The sequence below is a fragment of the Streptomyces sp. NPDC001902 genome (assembly GCF_042891295.1).
In the GTDB taxonomy this organism is placed as follows: Bacteria; Actinomycetota; Actinomycetes; order Streptomycetales; family Streptomycetaceae; genus Actinacidiphila.
Window position 1 is genome coordinate 14858 of record NZ_JBIATA010000040.1, and the last position, 21648, is coordinate 36505.

At 70.5% G+C, this 21648-nt stretch carries 3 protein-coding genes; 1 reads left to right on the plus strand and 2 read right to left on the minus strand.

Features of this window, described 5'->3' with window-relative positions:
- Positions 1-187 precede the first annotated feature (187 nt).
- Positions 188-484 carry a hypothetical protein gene (locus tag ACFYYN_RS39905; RefSeq protein ID WP_500549690.1) on the minus strand — a complete coding sequence of 99 codons (297 nt, stop codon included), beginning with the start codon at positions 482-484 and terminating at the stop codon, positions 188-190.
- A gap of 48 nt (positions 485-532) precedes the next feature.
- Complete coding sequence (locus ACFYYN_RS39910) at positions 533-1399, minus strand: hypothetical protein (protein WP_500549691.1); 867 nt, start codon at positions 1397-1399, stop codon at positions 533-535.
- A gap of 181 nt (positions 1400-1580) precedes the next feature.
- Here ACFYYN_RS39910 and ACFYYN_RS39915 point away from each other — a divergent pair, with 181 nt between their 5' ends.
- Entirely contained in the window at positions 1581-21641 is a 20061-nt protein-coding gene (locus ACFYYN_RS39915) for a hypothetical protein (protein ID WP_500549692.1), read from the plus strand.
- The last annotated feature ends 7 nt before the right edge of the window (positions 21642-21648 follow it).

The following is a 21648-nucleotide window of genomic DNA, read 5'->3' on the forward strand; positions in this document are numbered from 1 at the left end:
GGGGGGCGGGGGGGGCGGGGGGGTGGGGGCTGGGTGGTGGTGGCGCGGGTGGTGGCGGTCCCGGGGCCGCCCGGGGGGGGGGGGGGGGGGGGGGGCCGGGGGGGGGGGGCCCCCCCCGCCACGGGCCCGGACACGACGAAGGGCCGGGCGGGGAACGATGCCCCGCCCGGCCCTTCGCGTGCGGCCGCTACTTCTTGAAGTTGCTCGCGACCTGGGTGTCGAAGTCCTCCGCGCCCTTGGCGATCGAGGTGAACGCCTCGCCGAAGTTCTCCAGGCCGTGGATGGCCTGGGTGAGGCTGCCGGTGAACTGCTGGTAGGCGTCACGGATGGCACCGCTGGCCTGGGGCAGCACCAGCTCGTCGTTCAGCATGCTCTCGACCTGGCCCTTCAGGCCCTCGAGCCGGGCCATCCACTCGGTGCAGGTGGACGCGTGCGCCGACGCCCGCTGCCGGACGTCCTCGGGAACGATGTGAATCGCAGGCATTGCATCGCCTTTCTGTTCTGATGACGGGCCTGTGGGGGGTGCTCCCGATCAGGCGATCTTGGGGTTGGTTCCGCCGTGGGTACCCGGGCTCTGCGGGTGGGTGTCCGGGTTGTTGGGGTTCTTCGGGTCGTCGGGGTCGCCGCCCGGCTTGTCGCCGCCGGAGTACGTCCACTCCGGCGTCTTGCCGTCGGAGCCCTTCGGGCCGCGGGTGTACTCGGTGTGGCCGCCGTCGCTGTTGGTGACGGTCATGGTCCCGCTGCCGTCGCCGTTGATGTTGGCCACCGTGTGGGCGGTGCTGCCGTCCGGGTACGTGGTGTCCGTCGTGTAGCTCGGACCGGTGTACGTCGTGGTGGAGGTGTACTTCTTGCCGTCGTACTCGACGGTGGTCACCTCCTTGGTGACGTTGCCGTCCTTGTCGACCTCCACGTGCGAGTCGATGTGACCGCGGTTGGTGTCCAGGTGGAAGTCGGGAGGCGTGTCACCGGGGTCCGTGGCGGAGCAGAAGTCCGGCAGCTCACCCGGCCCCTCGCACTCCTTCAGGTGCTGCTGCTTGTACTCCCACTGGGCCTTCTGCTGCTTCCAGTTCTGCACGTGCAGGTTGGCGCTCATCACACCGATCTGGGCGCCCAGCTCGGAGTCGAACTCCCGGAAGGCCTCGCCCACGGAGCCGAAGGCCCCGGCGAGCTCCTTGATGCCCTTGTCCGCGCGCCCCATCGTGCTGGTGGCGTTGGTGTGGAAGGTGGACATCGCGGTGGCCACGCCCTCATGGCCGAGGACCGCCTGCGCCTCGCCGTAGCCCGAGCTCAGCCGCCCGAAGATGCCCTTCTTGATGAGCGGGTCGATCTCGCCCGCCAGGGCTTCCAGGCGCTGCTTGGCGTCGTTGAGGACGTCGTAGTCGATTTTGATCTCGGGCACGGGGGACCTCCGGACGGCCCTTGGAGAATCCGGTCACCTCGACCACGCACCACGCCCCCCGCCGGTTCACCGCCGCGCGCAGGTTTGACGCACGTCACATGAACCACGCGTGGGCCTCGCGCGTGGTCCACGTGGAGAGTTCCGCCGAGCTCCCTGCTCCGAACTGGGAGGGATCCCCCGCATGCCTCGCCCGAGCGACTGGAACGTGGTCGGTCTCCACGGGGACCCGACGCCCGGAGACCCGGTCCAGATCCGTCAGCTGGTCACGGACCTGTCCACGATCGGTTCGCAGGCGAGGTTCATCGCGCAGGCCATCGACCAGGTGATGAACACCGCCGACAGCAGTGTCTTCGCCGGACAGACCGCGGACGCCCTGCGCGGCAAGATCGACGACCGGTTGCGCAACCACATCAACGACGTGGCCAACTCCTTCGAGGAGGTCTCCCGCGCCCTGGGCGACTGGGCGAACCGGGTCGAGGAGGCCCAGGGCAAGGCCGACGGGGCCCTTTCGGCCGCCCGCGGTCTGCCGCAGGACGACCCTCAGATCGAGGTGCACCGGCACACCGCCGAGAGCGCGGGCGCGGAACTCGGCGAGCAGGGCGACGCCGTCGCCGGCATCATCAACAAGGCCTCCGACATCCGGCTGCCGATCTCGGAGTGCCAGGTCTTCTGGGAGATGTTCCAGATCCTGGCGATCATCCTCATCGTCCCGGCGCTGATCTTCGGCGGTCCGATCGCCCTGCTCGCCTTCGGCGTCAACATGACGCTGTTCGTGAAGGCCGCCATCGACTTCGCCCGCGGTGACATCGGCTTCCTCGACCTGTTCCTAGCCGGGCTCGGCATCATCGCCCCCACCACCAAGGCGCTGCCGATCTTCAGCATCGGCAAGCTCATCAAGAGCGGTGTCACCGCCGGCATCCAGTGGGGCCGCGGCAGCATCCTGTCCCTGCGGGACATCATCAGCGGGTTCCGGTTCGCCACCGTCATCACCGGCCTCCGGGACGTCGCGCGCATCAGCCTCACCTGGGTGCGCCAGGGCGGCCTGTGGGTCATGCAGAACTTCCACAACCTGCCCGCGCTCGCCGGCTCGGTGTTCGTCAAGAACGGGCTCGTCGTCGTCCAGGGCGTCCGCTCCATCCCCGTTGTCGTCCGCGGTTGGACCACCGCGGTACGGGCCGGCGCCCCGGGCGCGTGGAAGAACTTCCAGCTCTTCGCGCAGGAGACCTGGAGCAGCCAGATGGCCGGCGGCAAGTGGACGCGCCTGATCCTGCCCGTGACGCACACCGACATCGCGGAGTACGGGCTGAAGGGCGCCCTGCGCATGGGCTTCTGGGACCGCGGCGTCATGGGCCGTGGCGTGTGGGACCTGCCGGTCGGCGGCACGGCGGCGCACACCGCGAGTGCCGTGCCGATCGGCCCGCACGGCGCGACCCCGCACTTCGACGTCGCGCACGCCAACATCAACATGGCCCGGATGGACCTGTCCGACGTTCGGTTCGGCAACTTCGCGGACACGCACACGTCCATCCGCCCGGCCTCCTTCTCCGTGGCGCCCATCGACACCGTCGACCTGAGCGGGCTGCGGGTCGGCACGATGAACCCGGTCTCGGTGCACGGGGCGACCTCGCTGGTCGACGGCTCGACGTCGGGCTTCCGGGCCGTCCGGCACATGGACGACGTGGTCGACATCGCCGGTACGCAGCTGAACCGGATGAAGATCGACGCCTTCGACGTCACACCCGGACAGATGACCGAGGGACTCGGCGTGAGCGCGGCGGCCCCGGGCGGCCACGTGGCGCACTCCTCGGGCCTGTACGTGCCCGGCTCCGCGGGCGCCCCGGCCGTGCAGGAGGGCGTCGACATCACCGCCCTGGCCGCCAAGGGCAACGGGAGCCTGCTCTCCCAGGGCCCGATCGGCCTGCTGACGGCACCGCACGGCGGGACCGGCGCGCTGCACACCGCCCTCACCGGGGTGCCCGCGCCCGCCCCGGGCACCACGGCGCTCCACGACCTGCTCGCCGCCCCCGGCACCCCGGGTGCGGGAACCGGTGCCGCGCACACCGCGGTCCAGGCCCCGCCGAGCGGGGCCGGAACCCACGACCTCCTGGCGGCACCCGGCGGCACGGGCGGCGCACACGGCCCGCTCAACGGGGCCCCCGGGCACCAGAACGGCGCCGGCACCGGGGGGTCGGCGTTCGACCTGCTGGCGGCGGGCCCGAAGGCCACGCCGAGCAACCCGGTGCCCACGCACATCGGGTCCACCCTCGGCGACAACGTTGCCGGTGCCGCACGCGCCCACCAGGCCCATCTGAGCCTGGACGAGATCGTGCGCCCCGCCGGCAGCGGCCGTCCCGGCTCCGTGGTCACCGACACCGCGCCCGGTTCCGCCGCCCACGGCGCACCTGCTCCCGGCCTCCCCAAGGGCGGCGTGCACGGAACGCCCCCCAAGGACGTGGCCCGCTCCGCATTCGACCTCCTCGACGACGGCCGGGGCGTCCGTCCCGTCGACGGCCCGGCCTTCGCCGGCGCGCCCGGGACCGGGGCCGGGAAGACGGCGGACGTCGACGCGGGCCACGCGTTCGCCGGCGCACCCGCGCGGAGCACCGACGACGCGGTCGTCACCCCGGCCCCGCACGACAAGGTGGCCGTCACCGGCGACGGGCACGTGGCGGTGCCGCTGCGTCAGGACCCCGCCCCGGTGCCGCCCGCGACGTCGGGCGGTGGGCGCGTGCACTCGCACCAGGCGGAACTGTTCCACGAGGTCAACCTGAAGCTGGGCAAGATGGGCGCGGACGCGGTGACGGTGGAGACCGTGACCGCCGCCCGCCAGGTGCTGGAGGACCTGCGCGGCGCCGCCTTCACCAAGGTCGACGTCCGGGCGCAGGCCGACCAGCTGGCCGTGCACCTCGCGGGCCCGGAACGCGGGAAGCTCCCCGGCGGCGTCAGGGACACGGACTTCGCCGACGACGCGCCCGTCACCCCGGGGCCGGGCGGGCACCACGCACCGCCTGTCCCGCCGAGGCCGGAGAGCGGCCTGCTCGACGGGCTCGACGACCTGGTCCTGGACGACACCGGCGCACCGATGCGCTCGCACTTCGACATGGACGACGACTCGCTGCCCGGTTCCCCGGTCGGCGAGCACGGCACCGAGGACCTGGACGGCTTCTCGGAGTTCGTGGACCTGATCCGCCCGCTGCGGCAGCACGTGGAACGGGCCTTCGACAACCCCGCCGCGGACATCGAGGTGGCCCTCGTGGCGAGCCCCGGAGGCCGGACCTGGCGCGAGTTCTCCGACGACGTGGGCCACGCCATGGTGTCCGTGATGCTGCCGGGCGAGCGCAAGCCGCTCACGATCGGCTTCTACCCCGAGGACGGAAACCTCTTCGGCAACCCGGGTGCCATCGTCAACGACGCCGAATACCTCCTCTCCGGGCACGTCCGCGTACTGGGCACCTACCGGATCACCGCGGCGCAGCTGTTCGACGGGTACCGGTACGCGATGGCCAACTCCGGTGCCGTGTACGACCTGTTCCGCTACAACTGCGTGAGGTTCGCCGAGGGCTTCGTCTCCGCCGCGCTCGGGAAGTCCGTGGCGGACCTGTGGGTGGCGGCCCCGTACCGGCTCGTCGACACGATGCTGCGCCGCGACGGCGCCTGGCACTGGGCGGACGGCACGTCGCCCGTGGCCAAGCTGACCGCCGAAGACACGATCCGGTACCAGGACGCCTTCGGCGAGGTGGAGGACTGGCGGCTCCACGACCAGGGCCGGTTCCAGGCCGCCACCGACCAGGCCAAGACCTTCGTGCTCTTCGACCACCAGCGTCCCCTGATCGACGGCAATCTCGCGACGGCTCCGCAGAAGGAACGTCTCCTGATCCTCGACCAGTTCGAGAAGATGATCACCCACACCATCCTCACCTCGGGTGACGACGCCGGACGCCAGCTGTCGCGTCAGCTCGGCGAGACGTACGGCACGCTCCGTCCGGGGCTGTCCGATCTGCCGGGACCGTCGGTGACGGCGCCCGCCGCCGGCGACTCGCTCTCGGGGATCGGGAGGGGCTCCGTGGACAGCGTCCCGGAACCGGCCCCGAGTCCCGGCACGTCGGCCGCGGGGGACTCCACCGGGCACCTGCCGCCGTCCTCCGTGCAGTACCCGTCCGACGTGCAGCACATGTTCGACGAGATCGACGACATGCTCGACGACATGGGCGTGTTCCGCCACTCGGTGGACGACCTGCCGGCCGGTTCGCCGCCGGTCGTCCACGGGGCCGGCGGGGACGACGTCGTACGGTTCATGGACGACACGCGGCCGGTGCGGCAGCACCTGGAGCACGCGATCGCCGACCCCGCCGCCGACATCCGGCTGGTACTGGGGACCGACGGCTCGACGGGCGCCCGATCGCTGACGGTCTGGCTGCCGGGCCGGGACGCGCCGGTGCCCCTGGGCCCGGGTGCGCCGGGCGAGTTCGGTGCCGTCCGCGGCACCGTCGACGGGGCCCCAGGGGGCGGGACGCACGTCCTGGAGGAACACCGGATCACCGCGGCGCAGCTGGAGAACGCCTACCTGTACGCGGCGCGGAACCTGCCGCTGTGGCACACCGACGCGGGCCGGTTCACCGACGGTTTCATGGACGCCGTGCTCGACGCGCGGCCTGCGGCGCCCGAGGGTTCGGTGGGCGCGGCGGTCCACGACGTCCCGGACACGCCCCCCGCGGTGGGGGACAAGGGGAAGGGCAAGTCGCCCACCGGCACCGGCACCCTGGACACCACCGGCACCGGGTCGAACCACGACGGTCTGCGCGCGGACCTCGGGGACGACCTGTCGGACATCGACGCGTCGGCGGCCATCACCGACGCCCGCCGCGAGCTGATCAACGCCCGGACCATCCGCGACGACCTGCAGACGCGCTACGTGGAAGGCTTCGGCACCTCGGCCGAGGCCGACGGCTTCCGGTACCTCGAGTCGTGGCAGCACGTCAGGCAGGCCGACGCCGCGCTGGCCCAGGCGGAGGCCCACTGGTCCGACGTGACCGGCGGCGCGCCGTTCCCCGAGGTGCAGGCGTACCGCGGGTACGGGCTCGGCGGCGCGGCTCCGCACCTGCCCGAGGGGCTGCGGTCGCTGTTCCGCGGCAGGGGCCGGGCCGATGTCGTTCCGCCCGCCCCCGAAGGTGTCGTGCAGTCCGTCGACCACGTCCCTTCCGCGACGCACGTCGTCACCCCGCTGGAAGGCGGGAAGACCAGCCACGCACTGGTGCCCAGCGGCCAGGACCTGACGGTGGCCCGCTGGATCAGCGAGCCGGAGTCCGCCAAGGGATGGCCCGGGGGCAACGGCAGGGAGGCGTACGAGGGAGACCTCACGGCGCACCAGGACATCCTGGCCAAGGGGCTGGCGGGCGCGGAGCACGACGACGCGCTGAAGTCGGTGCTGGTGCAGCAGCAGAAGTCGTTCGAGGAGAACGTGCAGCTGTTCCACGCCCTCGAAGGCCGCCCGGAGCTGGCGAACCTGCGGATGCCGCAGCTCTCCGCGATCGTCATGGCCGAGCGGCGGGCCCTGCGCACGCTGACGGCGGACACGGACCTGCTGACGCAGAAGTTGAACAGCGGCGACTGGAAGTGGGCGGAGGGCTACCCGCTCGACGGGGCGCAGGCCCACGAGCTCATCGCCAAGGTCCACCGGCACCTCCAGGAGGACCTCTCCCTCACGGTGAACCTCAAGCTCGGCGACATCACGCCGGCCGGAGGGACGCTCCTGGACGCACTGACCTCGGACACCCAGCTGCTCCGCAACGCGTGGGAGGCAAACAACGCCAACGCGGGGTACTACGTCACCCGCGGCAAGACGGAGGAGGCTCTCGGCCTGCCGGCGTCCGTGAAGCGGACGACCGAGGCGTCCGGGATCTACCCGGGCGCGCAAGGACGGCCGTTCGCCCCGACCGCCGACGACCTCGTGGACCTGCCCAACTACGCGGCCCTCACGTCCAAGTACCGGCCGAGCGGCGTGAAGATGTACGGGCGGGCGGTCTTCCACCTGAATCCCGACGTGATGCAGCGCGCCACGTTCACGCCGGCGGACAGCTTCATCGAGGGCCTCGAGGGCGCTCGGAGCGTCACCGGCCGCGGCAACATGCTGCCGCTGCTCAACCACGGCCCCGAACCCCTGGTCCGGCTGGCCTTCGCCGAGGCGACCGACTTCCGGTACGACAGCGCGTTCCGCGGATTCCGTGACGCCGGAACGCTGGAGCGCAACCTCGGCAGGTACTTCGAGGCGCAGATCCACGGCGGCGTGAAGTGGGACGACCTCAACCGCGTCGTACTCGTGGACGACGGGTTCGACCCGGCCCTGCAGGCACAGAAGCTGCAACTCGAGCAGTTCGCCCAGGCCAACGGGCACTCCTTCACCGTCGAGATACACAACGCGCGACCGGGGGCGGGCCGCGCCCCTGGCGTGCACCCGGCGCCGCCCGGGACCGGCGGAGCCCACTCGGGCGGCCCCGGCCCGTCGTCCTCCGGAGCCGGCGGTGGTCACCTCCCGGGTCCGGGTCCGTCCCCGGCGCACGGCCCGGCACCGGCCTCGGCACCCGGCGACGGCGCTGCCGGAGCGGCCGTCGACGGCGTGCACGACAGCTACGACGACCTCGTCTTCACCGCCTCGCTCCTCGACCGCGACGGCGTGCCCCGCGACGGCCTGTTCACGGGTACGGCCGCGCGGGTCGACCAGTCCGGCGGTGCCTCGTTCGTCTCCCCGGCGGCACCGGCCGCCTCGGGGGGCTCCGCGAAGCTGTCCGATGATCAGATCCTGAACGTCGTCGTCGGCACGGGCGGGCGCAACGGCGACGAACGCCGTACGCTCGGCGGGTTCGAGTTCGGCGCGGGCACCCGCAGCAACGACGGCAAGAACCTCGTGTCACGGCCGCTCGTGGTCACCGTCAAGGACGGCGGGACGGAAGCCAAGGTGGCCGTCCACCTCAACGTGATGCTCAGCTCGGGCAACGAGGCAGACGTCACGGTGGCGGGCAGGAAGCTCGCGAACACGACGGAAGTCACGATCACCGGGAGCAAGTTCCACCTCACCGCGCGACCGCACACCGACCAGAACCTGATCGACCTGCACGGTCCGTCCAGCGATACCGCGTCGAAGTCCATCCACGTCGGGCCGAGCAACGCCAAGACCGGCTGGAACAGCAGGCCGGGCAACACCAGGAACCTCGCGCAGGCCCTCGGCGTCTCGGAACAGAAGCTCATCGAAGCCCTCGACAACCGCTTCCCGCCGGGCGAACTGCTGGACACGCTCCACCGGTTCCAGGACGACGTGCGGCACGCCGTCGTCCACGGCTCCGGCGCGGAGGACGTGCGGGTCCACTTCCAGGGCGACAAGTCGTTCCCCGTCCGAGGTGACTCCGGGGGTGTGTCGGCGTCTGCCGTCTCGGTGCCCGCCGGTGTGATGGATGACGTCCTGCACGGTGCGGGTTCTGGCGCCGGCCGGGTGGATCTCACGTTGGACGCGGGTTGGGATGCGGCGCGTGGTGCGGCGGCGCCGAACACGGTGAAGCATTCGTGGGTGGACCCGGTGTCGACGCCGCGGGGTGGTGGTGCGCATGCGCCGCGGTACGAGGTGCGTGCGGGTTATGACGTGCGCAGATTCGAGCTCGGTGGGCGTCCGGTCACGGATCTGACGGTGAAGGTGCGTCTGTCCGGAGAGGGTCTGTCGCCGACGCAGGTGGACGCGTTGTGGGATCGTGCGGTGTCGGGTGCGGAGAAGGTCTTCAACCGGCCTGGTGAGGTGCTGCGTGACGGCAGCGTCCTGCACGTGACGCTGGAGCGGGTCACCGGAAAGGTCTCCGACGCGCACCTGAACGTGAACGTGGGTGGCTCGCATGGTGCGATGAACCAGCACCAGTGGCGGATCGACGCCACCGAGCAGGACCTCGCGCACGAGCTGGGCCACCAGTTGGGCCTGCGGGACGAGTACCGGGACACCACCGCCGGGCACCGTCCGGAGGTGGACGGCAGCCTGATGGGCAACTACCACAACGCCGCACCCGAGGGCCTGTCCCAGGGCGGACTGCGCCCCCGCTACCTGGACCTCATCCACGCCCAGGTCGTCAGTCACGACCACGCCCATGTGCCGCACGTCGACGTCGACGCGGTCGACGGGATCGCGCCCCACGCACCGAAGAAGGCCAAGCCGAATCCCTCGCAGCCGACGGCCGTCCCGCCCACCTTCACGCGGCAGACGGACGCCACGCGATTCACCGAGGGCTACCAGAAGATCGCCGGTCACTACCAGTTGAAGCCCCTCGCCCAGTACGACGGCATGGCCAAGGGCGCGCTTCAGGCCGGCGACGGGACCCGTTTCGTCGCCACGGTCATCGCGACCGCGGACACCGATCTGCTGAAGCTGGCGAAGACGTACGGCAAGGCGTTCGGCAAGGAGTCCCTCGGCGAGCGGCTGGGCCTGGTCATCGGTGTCAACGGCCGCGCCGGCACGGAAACCGCGATCGCCGACACGGTGCGCAAGTTCGCCCAGGCATGGGAGAAGGAGGGCGACTTCGCGGTTTCCGTCACCGGCTACACCTGGCACCAGCCCGATCCCAAGCTCGTCGCGGCCGGCGCCCAGAAGGAGATCCCCTACGGCGCGCTGCGTGAGGCGGTGATCCGGGACGACCTGACCCGTGGCATGCTCGACAAGGTCCGGCTCAACGCCGGGGGAGAGGTGTACCTGCACGTCGGTGACGCCGACGTGAAGAGCTTGGTCGTCGGGGGGAAGCCGCTCTTCGAGCGTGCCGCCGCGAAGATCGAATCGCTGAGTACCGAGAACGGGCTCGCTCCCGAGATGGTGAGCGGCGGTTACACCCTCCCCGAGGGCGTCGCGAAGAACGCCGCGGACCTCGATCTGGCCGTGCGCGACGCGATGGCGAAGACCGACGCGCGGACGATCTACTTCCCCGAGCCGAACACGTTCATCCGTGTCGACACGGCCAACTCCCTCGGCCTCGAGAAGGACATCAGGTTCGGCGAGATCTCCGGGGACACCATCAGTTACGAGGCCAGGGAGGGGGAACGTCTCCTCGACAGCCTGGTCAAGAACCGCCGCCACCTGTGGCAGGGGCGGGAGAACCAGGCCGTGGTGTTCGACTCTGGTCTCGCCCTCGTCACGGACGGGGACCGGATCGCCAAGGAAGTGGGGAACGACCCGCGGTCGATCCTCAACGGGCTGACCCAGAGCCACGCGAACGCCAAGACCTGGACCGAGCAGATCGAGCACTACCTCAAGCTGCACCACCCGGACGTGCTGGTGAAGGACGCGAACGCCGGGAAGAGCCTGGCGGCCATCGCCTTCCACAAGATCGAGGCGGACGGCGCCACCACCCTCACGAAGCTGGAGGTGAAGGACCTCGGCACCAACCGGAAGGCGGAATGGAAGGCGCTGATCAAGGCCACCGGGGACGACAAGGCTACGTTCAAGCAGCTGATCGACATGGCCGTCGACACCCGGAACGCGCTGGTCGACGGCATCAACAAGCACCTGCCGCAGTCCGTCTCGGCGGCGGCGCCGGCTGCTTCTGGCTCCGCGCGGCTGACCGGGGACGGGGTCCTGGACGCCATCGTCGGCAGGGGCGGCGGGAGGCCGGGGGACGAGCGTCGAGTGCTCGGTGGCTTCGAGTTCGGCGTGAAGACCCGTAACAACGGGGGCAACAACCTCATCTCGCGCCCGATCGTCATCACGGTCACGGACGGTGGGACGCAGGCGGAGGTGGCGGTCCACCTGAACGTGGTCCTCACTTCGAGTCATGAGACGCGGGTGGCGGGTGGTTCGTCGGTCACGATCAGTGGGAGCGACTTCCACTTGACCGCGCGTTCGAGGGCTGCCCAGGATCTGATCGACGCGCACGGGCCGTCGATTCTGACGGCGGACAACTCCGTTCATGTGGGGCCGAGCAACGCCACGCGGGGCTGGAAGAACAATTCCGGTCACCTGCAGAACCTGGCGGACGAGCTCGGCGTCTCGAAGGACAGCTTGCTCGATGCGCTCGACAGGCGTTTCCCGCCGGATGGTCTGCTGGACACGCTTGAGCGGCTTCAGCGGGACGTGCGGCACACCGTCGTCCACGGCTCGGCCACGGAGAACGTGACGGTGCGCTGGGAGAGCGGGGACAGGTCCTTCCCGGTGCTGGACGACCCCGCTGGGGTGTCGGCGCGGGCGGTTTCCGCGCCGGCGGGTGCGGTGGACGACATCCTCCACGGTGCGGGTCCTGGTGCGGGGCGGGTGGATCTGACGCTGGACGCGGGTTGGGATGCGGCGCGTGGTGCGGCGGCGCCGAACACGGTGAAGCATTCGTGGGTGGACCCGGTGTCGACGCCGCGGGGTGGTGGTGCGCATGCGCCGCGGTACGAGGTCCGTGCGGGCTACGACGTGCGCAGGTTCGAGCTCGGAGATCGCTCGGTCACGGATCTGACGGTGAAGGTGCGTCTGGCCGACGAGGGCCTGTCGTCGACAGAGGTGGATGCGCTCTGGGACCGTGCGGTGTCGGGTGTGGAGCGGGTCTTCAACAGGCCTGGTGAGGTGCTGGGCGACGGCAGTGTTCTGCACGTCACGCTGGAGCGTGTCACCGGCAATGCCTCCGATGCTCACCTGAACGTGAACGTGGGTGGCTCGCATGGTGCGATGAACCAGCATCAGTGGCGGATCGACGCCACCGAGCAGGATCTCGCGCACGAGCTGGGTCATCAGCTGGGTCTGCGGGACGAGTACCGGGACACCACCGCCGGGCATCGCCCGGAGGTGGACGGCAGCCTGATGGGCAATTACCACAACGCCGCGCCCGAGGGCCTGTCCCAGGGCGGACTGCGCCCCCGCTACCTGGACCTCATCCACGCCCAGGTCGTCAGTCACGACCACGTCCATGTGCCGCACGTCGACGTTGACGCGGTCGACGGGATCGCCCCCCACGCACCTAAGGGCAACACCAGCGCAGGTAGCTCGCAGTTGGGGCCTGTGCCGCCCACGTTCACGGAGCGGACGGACGCCGTGCGCTTCAGCGAGGGATACGGCGACATCGCAAGCCATTACCGGTTGACGCCGGTGGCCCAGTACGACGGTGCGGCCAAGGGCGCGCTTCAGGGCGGTGAAGGTACCCGCTTCGTCGCCACGGTCATCGCGACCCCGGACACCGATCTGCTCACGCTGGCGAAGACGTACGGGACGGCGTTCACCGACAAGTCGGTCCTGGGCGAGCGGCTCGGCCTGGTCATCGGTGTGAACGGGCGCGCCGGCACGGAAACCCGGATCGCAGACACGGTGCGGAAGTTCGCCCGGCAGTGGGCGCAGGAGGGCGACTTCGAGGTTTCCGTCACCGGCTTCACCTGGCGCCAGCCCGATCCCAGGCTCGTCGCGGCCGGCGCCCAGAAGGAGATCCCCTACGGCGCGCTGCGTGAGGCGGTGATCCGGGACGACCTCACCCATGCGATGATCAACAAGGTCAAGCTGAACGCCGAGGGAGACGTGTACCTTCACGTCGGCGACGCAGACGTCAAGGGCATGGTCGTCGGCGGCAAGCCGCTCTTCGACCGCGCCGCCGCGAAGATCGAATCGCTGGCCGACCAGAACGGATCTGCTCCCGAGATGGTCAGCGGCGGCTACACCCTCCCCGAGGGTGGCGCGAAGAACGCCGCGGACCTCGACCTGGCCGTGCGCGACGCGATGGCGAAGACCGATGCACGGACGATCTACTTCCCCGAGCCCAACACCTTCATCCGTGTCGACCCGGCCAACTCCCTCGGCCTGGAGAAGGACATCAGGTTCGGCGAGGTCTCCGGGAGGACCATCAGTTACGAGGCCAGGGAGGGCGAGCGTCTCCTCGACAGCCTGGTCAAGAACCGCCGCCACTTGTGGCAGGGACGGGAGAACCAGGCCGTCGTGTTCGACTCGGGCCTGGCCCTTGTCACCGACGGCGAGCGCATCGCCCTGGAAGTGGGCGACGATCCGCGGTCGATGCTCACCGGTCTCACGCAGAGCCATGCGAATGAGAAGACCTGGACCGAGCAGATCGACCGTTACATCGAGCTGCACCACCCGGCCGTGCTCGCGAAGGACGCGAACATCGGGAAGAGCCTGGCGGCCATCGCCTTCCACGACATCCGGGCGGATGGCATCACGACCCTCAAGACGTTGACCCGTAGGGAGCTCGGAAAGGCCGTTCCGGCGGCGGCGGGCGCGCTCAACAAGGTGTCGGACGATTTCCCGGCGGCCGTCAGGCAATTGCTCGACATGGCCGTTGACACCCGCAACGCACTGGTCGACGGCATCAACAAGCGCCTGCCGCAGTCCGTCTCCCCGTCCGCCCCGAGTGCGGGTACGTCCACGGCCGCTCATGCGGGTGCCGGTACGGGCGGGCGGCTGACCCCGGATGCCGTCCGGATCCTGGACAGCATCACGGGATCGGGCACGGTCGACGGCTCCCGCCGTACGCTCGGTGGCTTCGAGTTCGGAAAGGTCCGCGACGAGGGGAGCACGAACCTCATCTCGCGGCCTGTGCTGATGACGGTCACCGAGGGGGAGAAGACCGCTCAGGTGGCCGTCCACCTCAATGTGATGGTCACCCCGAGCGGGAGGCTTGACGGGTCGTCGGTCACGATCAAGGGGAGCGACTTCCATCTGACCGCGCGGTCGCAGGCCGCCCAGGTCAAGATCGACGACTATGGGCCGTCCGTCCTGACCGCTGACAACTCTGTTCACGTGGGGCCGAACAACCACAAGTCCGGCTGGAACAACCGGCCCGACCAGTTCCGGAATCTGGCGCGGGAGCTGGGTGTCTCGGAGAGCAGCCTCAAGCAGGCCCTGGAGAAGCGCTTCCCGCCGGATGGTGTGCTGGGCACGCTTGACCGGTTCCAGCAGGATGTGGAGCGCGCCATCGTCCACGCCTCCACCTCCGAGGTCATCACGGTGGAGTTCCGGGGTGACAAGTCGTTCCCGGTCCCGGAGAAGAGGAATCGTGTGTCGGCGCGGGCGGTTTCCGCGCCTGCGGACGTCATGGATGACTTCTTCCATGGTGCGGGTGCGGGGCGGGTGGATCTGACGCTGGACGCGGGTTGGGATGCGGCGCGTGGTGCGGCGGCGCCGAACACGGTGAAGAATTCGTGGGTGGACCCGGTGTCGACGCCGCGGGGTGGTGGTGCGCATGCGCCGCGGTACGAGGTGCGTGCGGGTTATGACGTGCGCAGGTTCGAGCTGGGAGATCGCTCGGTCACGGATCTGACGGTGAAGGTGCGGCTGGCCGACGAAGGCTTGTTGCAGCCGGAAGTGGATGCCCTGTGGGACCGTGCGGTGTCGGGTGTGGAGCGGGTCTTCAACCGGCCTGGTGAGGTGCTGCGTGACGGCAGCGTCCTGCACGTGACGCTGGAGCGGGTCACGGGCAATGCCTCCGACGCGCACCTGAACGTGAACGTGGGGCGTGCGCAGAGTGCGATGAACCAGCACCAGTGGCGGATCGACGCCACTGAGCAGGACCTCGCGCACGAGCTGGGCCACCAGCTGGGCCTGCGGGACGAGTACCGGGACACCACCGCCGGGCATCGCCCGGAGGTGGACGGCAGCCTGATGGGCAACTACCACAACGCCGCGCCCGAGGGCCTGTCGCAGGGCGGACTGCGGCCCCGCTACCTGGACCTCATCCACGCCCAGGTCGTCAGTCACGACCACGTCCATGTGCCGCACGTCGACGTCGACGCGGTCGACGGGATCGCGCCCCACGCGCCCAGCAAGAGCGGCGGCAGGGCAGGCACCTCCCAGTCGGCGGCCGTCCCGCCCACGTTCACGCGGCAGACGGACGCCATGCGGTTCACCGACGGCTACCAGAACATCGCTGGTCACTACCGGTTGACGCCGGTGGCCCAGTACGACGGCATGGCCAAGGGCTCGCTCCGGGCCGGCAAGGACGTCCGCTTCGTCGCGACCGTCATCGCCACCGCGGACACCGATCTGCTGAAGCTGGCGCAGACGTACGGCAAGGCGTTCGGCAAGGAGTCCCTAGGCGAGCGGCTGGGCCTCGTCATCGGTGTCAACGGCGCGGGCAAGGAAGCTGAGATCACCAGTGCGGTGAGGAAGTTCGCTCAGCAATGGGAAAAGGAAGGCGACTTCTCGGTCAGGGTCACCGGCTTCAGCTGGGAGCAACCCAGCGCCCAGTTGCTGAGGGACGGCGGCCAGAAGATGATCCCCTACGGCGCCCTCCGAGAGGCCGTCGTCCGCGACGAATTCACGCGCGACATGCTCACCCAGGTAAGGCGGAGTGACGGCGGCGAGGTGTACCTGCACGTCGGTGATGCCGACGTGGAGAGCATGGTCGTCGGCGGGAAGCCGCTCTTCGACCGCGCCGCCGCGAAGATCCAGACGCTGACCGACCAGAACGGATCTGCTCCCGAGATGGTGAGCGGTGGATACACACTTCCTGAAGGCGTCACGCCCAAGGGCATCGCCGAGAAGAAGGCGGCGGACATCGATCTGGCCGTCCGCGACGCAATGGCGAAGAGCGACGCACGGGCGATCTATTTCCCTGAGCCCAATACGTTCATCCGTGTCAAACCCAATATTCTGCAAGGCCTTGAGGGCGACATCCGTTTCGGCAAGGCCGGAAGGATCGTCTACGAAGCCGAAGAGGGGAAGCACCTTCTCGACAGCCTCATCAAGAACCGCCACTTCGACTGGTCGGACAAGTCCAAGATGGTCGCGTTCGACTCGACTCTTGCCGTGGTCACGGATGGCGAGCGCATCGCCAAGAAGGTGTTGTCGGACAAGCCGGAGACGCTCCTCACCGGACTGACCCAGAGTCACGCGGACCCCGACACATGGACGAAGCAGATCCAGCACTACCTTGTCCAGCACCATCCGGGGATCACGGAGGTGAAGCGCACCTCGGATGCCCTGGCGAAGATCGCCTTCCATGGGATCACCACGGACGGTACCCGCATGGTGAAGGGCAGGGTCTCCGATGTGCTCGACGAGACGGCCCGTGCCCAACTCGTCACCGATGCGGGCAGCAAAGAGACGGCCCTCCAGTTGGTGGGTCTCGCGGCCAACACCCGGAACGCCCTGGTCGACGCCATCAACAAGCACCTGCCGCAGTCCGTCTCGGCGGCGGCGCCGGCTGCTTCTGGCTCCGCGCGGCTGACCGGGGACGGGGTCCTGGACGCCATCGTCGGCAGGGGCGGCGGGAGGCCGGGGGACGAGCGTCGAGTGCTCGGTGGCTTCGAGTTCGGCGTGAAGACCCGTAACAACGGGGGCAACAACCTCATCTCGCGCCCGATCGTCATCACGGTCACGGACGGTGGGACGCAGGCGGAGGTGGCGGTCCACCTGAACGTGGTCCTCACTTCGAGTCATGAGACGCGGGTGGCCGGCGGTTCGTCGGTCACGATCAGTGGGAGCGACTTCCATCTGACCGCGCGTTCGAGGGCTGCCCAGGATCTGATCGACGCGCACGGGCCGTCGATTCTGACGGCGGACAACTCCATTCATGTGGGCCCGAACAACGCCACGCGCGGGTGGCGGAACAATCCCGGTCACCTGCAGAACCTGGCGGACGAGCTCGGCGTCTCGAAGGACAGCTTGCTCGATGCGCTCGACAGGCGTTTCCCGCCGGATGGTCTGCTGGACACGCTGGAGCGGCTTCAGCGGGACGTGCGGCACACCGTCGTCCACGGCTCGGCCACGGAGAACGTGACGGTGCGCTGGGAGAGCGGGGACAGGTCCTTCCCGGTGCTGGACGACCCCGCTGGGGTCTCCGCGCGGGCGGTTTCCGCGCCGGCGGGTGCGGCGGACGACTTCCTCCACGGTGCTGGTGACGGCCATGTTGACCTGACGCTGGACCCGGGCTGGAACGCGGCGCGCGGTGCGGCGGCGCCGAACACGGTGAAGCACTCGTGGGTGGACCCGGTGTCGACGCCGCGGGGCGGTGGCGCCCACGCGCCGCGGTACGAGGTGCGTGCCGGCTTCGACGTGCGTACGTTCCCGTTGGGCGAGCGTTCCGTCACGGATCTGACCGTGCGGGTCCGGCTGGCCGCCGACGGTCTGTCGCCGGCTCAGGTGGACGCACTGTGGGAGCGAGCGCTGGGCGGTGTGGAGAGGGTCTTCAACCGTCCCGGTGAGGTGCTCGGCGACGGCAGTGTCCTGCACGTCACGCTGGAGCGCGTCACGGGCAACGCCGCCGACGCCCACCTGAACGTGAACGTGGGCGGCCCGGACGGTGCGATGAACCAGCACCAGTGGCGCATCGACGCCACCGAGCAGGACCTCGCGCACGAACTCGGTCACCAGCTGGGTCTGCGGGACGAGTACCGGGACTCGACGGCGGGCCACCGGCCCGAGGTCGACGGCAGCCTCATGGGCAACTACCACAACGCCGCCCCGGAGGGCCTGACCCAGGGCGGACTGCGTTCCCGCTACCTCGAACTCATCCACGCCCAGGTCCGCAACCACGGCCACGACCACGTTCACGTGCCGCACACCCGTGCCGTCACGGACGACGCGGTCGCACCCCCCGCGCCCGGCAAGGGCAAGGGGCGTGCCGACGAGGACGCCGGGTCACTGGACGAGGGGCCGGACCTGACCCCGCGCGCCGACGACCCGCTGACGACGGCGGACGCGGAGGCGGCCGTACAGGACGCCCGTCGCGATCTCAACCGGGCGCACGCGGAGTTCCGGCGGCTCGAGGCGCTCGACCTGGTCGGGAGGGGGTCCTCGAACAGGACCGGGCTGGACGCGGCGCGCGAGCAGGTCGTGACCGCGGAGGTCCGGCTCGCCGAGGCGGAGGCCGCCGAGCTGAGGGTGGCGGCGGCCGAACACGCGTCGCCCGCGCCCGTGCCGTCCGTCCCGCCGGTGCCACCCGTGCCGCCCGTACCGCACGCGCATGACGGGACCCCCGGTTCGGGCCCGGCCTCGTCGCTGCGGGACACGGACTCGCTGTCCGGCACGGAGACGTTCCCCACAGCACACGGATACTTCTCGGAGCTCACCGAGCCCCATCCGCGCCAGATCGACGAGGTCGACGGGACCTTCACCCGGTACGACGAGCACGGCGCTCCCGTCGCCACCGGCCGGCCCCTCCCGGCGCTGCCGGGCGTGCCGGACGGCCTGAACCTGGTCACCCCGGCGCAGGGTGCCGCCTGGCTGGAGGACGCGACCGGTACGCGCATCGCCCACTTCCGCGGGCAGGAGGTCACCGCCACGGCCGACGGTCTGCGGGTGACCCACGTGCACACCGGCGGGCCGCGGGACGGGGAGTTCATCCAGATGGGCACCGACGGCACCCTGGTCAAGCAGGGCTTCAACGTCCTCGACAAGGGCAGGCCCACCGCCTATCAGTACGTCCTCGACCACCCGAACGGCGTGTGGGAGCGGACCGGGCCCGACGGCGCCGGCGCTGGGGTGTTCCACCACGGCAAGGCGGACCTGACGGGTGCCGCGAACGGCCGCGTGGTGCTGCTCAGCGACACCGGCGCACCGGTACCGGTCTTCGAGCGCCGGCCGCTGCCGGGCGGCGGCCTCCTCGACTCGTTCCGCCGCACCGACACCATCGACTTCGGCCGTACGAACCCCCGTACGAGCTGGGCGCGCTGGGGTGACGAGGCCACCCTGTCCGGCGCGGGCATCCGCGAGTACGACACCGCGGGCACCGGCTGGCGCGACCTCGACGCGCGCGGCAACGTCGTCCACGAGTACCAGGCCGGTCTACAGAAGCACGGCAACGGCACCGGCCACACGCTGGCGCTCGGGAACGAGGACGGCCGGCTGCGCTGGCACCGCTACGACGGGGCGTCGAGGGAACTGACCGCGGGCCCGCGGACCCCGGACCGGTACGACTCCGGCTGGACCGACCTCGCCGACGACGGGCGGACCCTCGTCCAGCGCAAGTGGGGCATGGGCCACCTGCCCGAACACGCCGGGCAGTACGAGGAGCACACGCTCGTGCAGGACGCCGCCGCACCCGGCGGGTGGAAGACCGACGGGACCTGGCAGCGCCAGTCGCCGCACGGCAAGGAGGTCGGCAAGGCCGAGGTCGTCGACGGCCACCTGCTGGTCACCGAGCGGTGGCGTGAGCAGCGCCCGCCCGTCTGGGTCCGCAAGGGCTTGCTGCCGGGTGCAGGGCACGCGGAAGGCGCCTACGCCCATGTGCTCGGCGACAACGCGTACCAGTTGTTCACCTGGGAGAAGCGGCCCGTCGGGGACGGCGCCGGTTCCGGAACCTCGGGCGTGCGGTACGTCGGTCTCGACGGCGGCACCCTGGATCTGGCGGCGAACGGCGACTTCGCGCGCCTGACGACCAAGCTGCACGACGGCACGACGCTGAAGGTCGGCGACCACGCCGGCGGCCCCGGCTACCCCCCGGCCGACGCCTCGTACGTGCCCTGGGAGGACTCCGGCGGCAGGCACGGCTACCGCGTCCCGCAACAAGGCGCTCCCGACGGCCCGCTGTGGCAGGACCGCTTCCAGGGGCCGGACGGGCGCCTGAGGGTCGCGCGCGAGGGCCTGCCGGACGGAGTCGTGCGCGAGTACGTCGATGCGCCGGTCGTCGGGCATCCCTCCGGCCGCGGCAGCTGGGTCACCCGTGACGCCCACGGCAACCTGACCGGGATGCGGCACCCGAACCCCAACGGCGCCGCGAACAGCTTCATCGAAGGCACGGGGCGGGCGGACTCCGCGAAGTGGACGTGGCGGGAGACGGACGCCCAGGGCAACCACCTCGGCCGCTCCGGCTCCAGGGAGTTCTTCCGCGGCTCCAACGACCCGAAGCTGTCCTGGGACGACTCCTTCCGCGACCTCGACGCGAACCGCAACCTGGTCCGCGAGCGCCGCATGCTCGACAAGGGCCGCTTCGTGGACGCCTGGCGCGACCCGGCCCGCAACGAGCGCTGGCTGACCGCCGAGTTCCAGCGCGACGGCTCACCGGCGACCGCACCCGGCCAGGGCGGCCAGGTCCGCACCTGGTGGAACCGGGCCACGGGCACCTGGGACGACCAGTGGAGGCCCGGCGCCCGCCACTTCCGCGACGAACTGCGGTCCGCCGACGGCACCAGGGTCGTCCTGCGCGACACGCCGCTGCATCTGGACGGCCCGGCCCGCGTCCGCGAGTACGGCCGCACGGCCGGCGAGCCCGGCGCGGTCTGGAAGGAGTTCGACCACGGCTCCGTCGTCCGCGAGCGCACGGCCGAGACGGGCCCCGGCGGCACCGTCACCGGATACCTGGAGACCGACGCCTGGCGCGGCCAGTGGAACCGTTACGACGCCCGGGGCCAGCTCGTCGCCCAGCGCACGGACAGCGGCCTGGTCTGGGAGCGCCGCGGTCCGCTCGGCCAGATGAAGCTGGTCGGCAACGAGTACGACTACCGCGGGCCGCTGACCGAGATCCGCGGCTGGGGGCGCCGGATCCGCGAGTCCCAGCGCATGCCCTGGTCCGGGACGATGCTCCCCGACGGTGCGGGTGCGGCGCTGCGCGAGGCGCGGTACGAACCGTACTGGCGGACGGTGGCGTACAAGGCCGCCGTGGAGTTCGGCCAGGAGTTCGTCCTGGAGTTCGGTGCCAACCTGGCCGTGAACGGCATCGTGGCCGCGGCCCAGGACAAGCCGTTCACCGGCAAGGACGTGCTGAAGGCGTTCGCCAACGCCGCCGTGTCCTCGGGCGTCAAGACCGGGGTCGGCATCGCCGTGCACGAGAACCGGGCCGCCGGGTTCCGCGAGCTCGGCAACCTCAAGACGACCCTGGCCAACATCGACGGCGGCAAGCACCCGCAGCGCAGGCCGTTCAACCACGACAAGACCTGGTCCAACGAGTGGGCCGGGAACGAGACCCCCACCCGCTGGCGCGGAGGCATCTACGACTTCACCTTCAGCGCGGGCACCAGCGTGATCTCGGGATGGGTCAACGGCGCCATGAACGCCGCGGTGTGGGGCGTCAGCGACGCCAACGGGAGCACGGTCAAGCTCAGCGGCGCGGACGCCTTCCTGGACGGCGGCATCAACGCCGCGGCGGCCCTCACCACGTCGGCCTCCACCGCCCTGGTCAAGAACGTGCTCGTGCTGGGCGGCGGCAGCCGGCTCTTCCACCGGCAGGGCTTCGCGGACTTCTGGATCCAGCTACCCTTCAAGATCTTCGAGAAGTCGATCCAGTCGGTTTACCTGACCGGTGCGTACCGTGCGAGCATCAACCCGTCCTGGTACCAGGTACCGCCGCCCGGCACGCAGCAGCAGTAGAGGATCC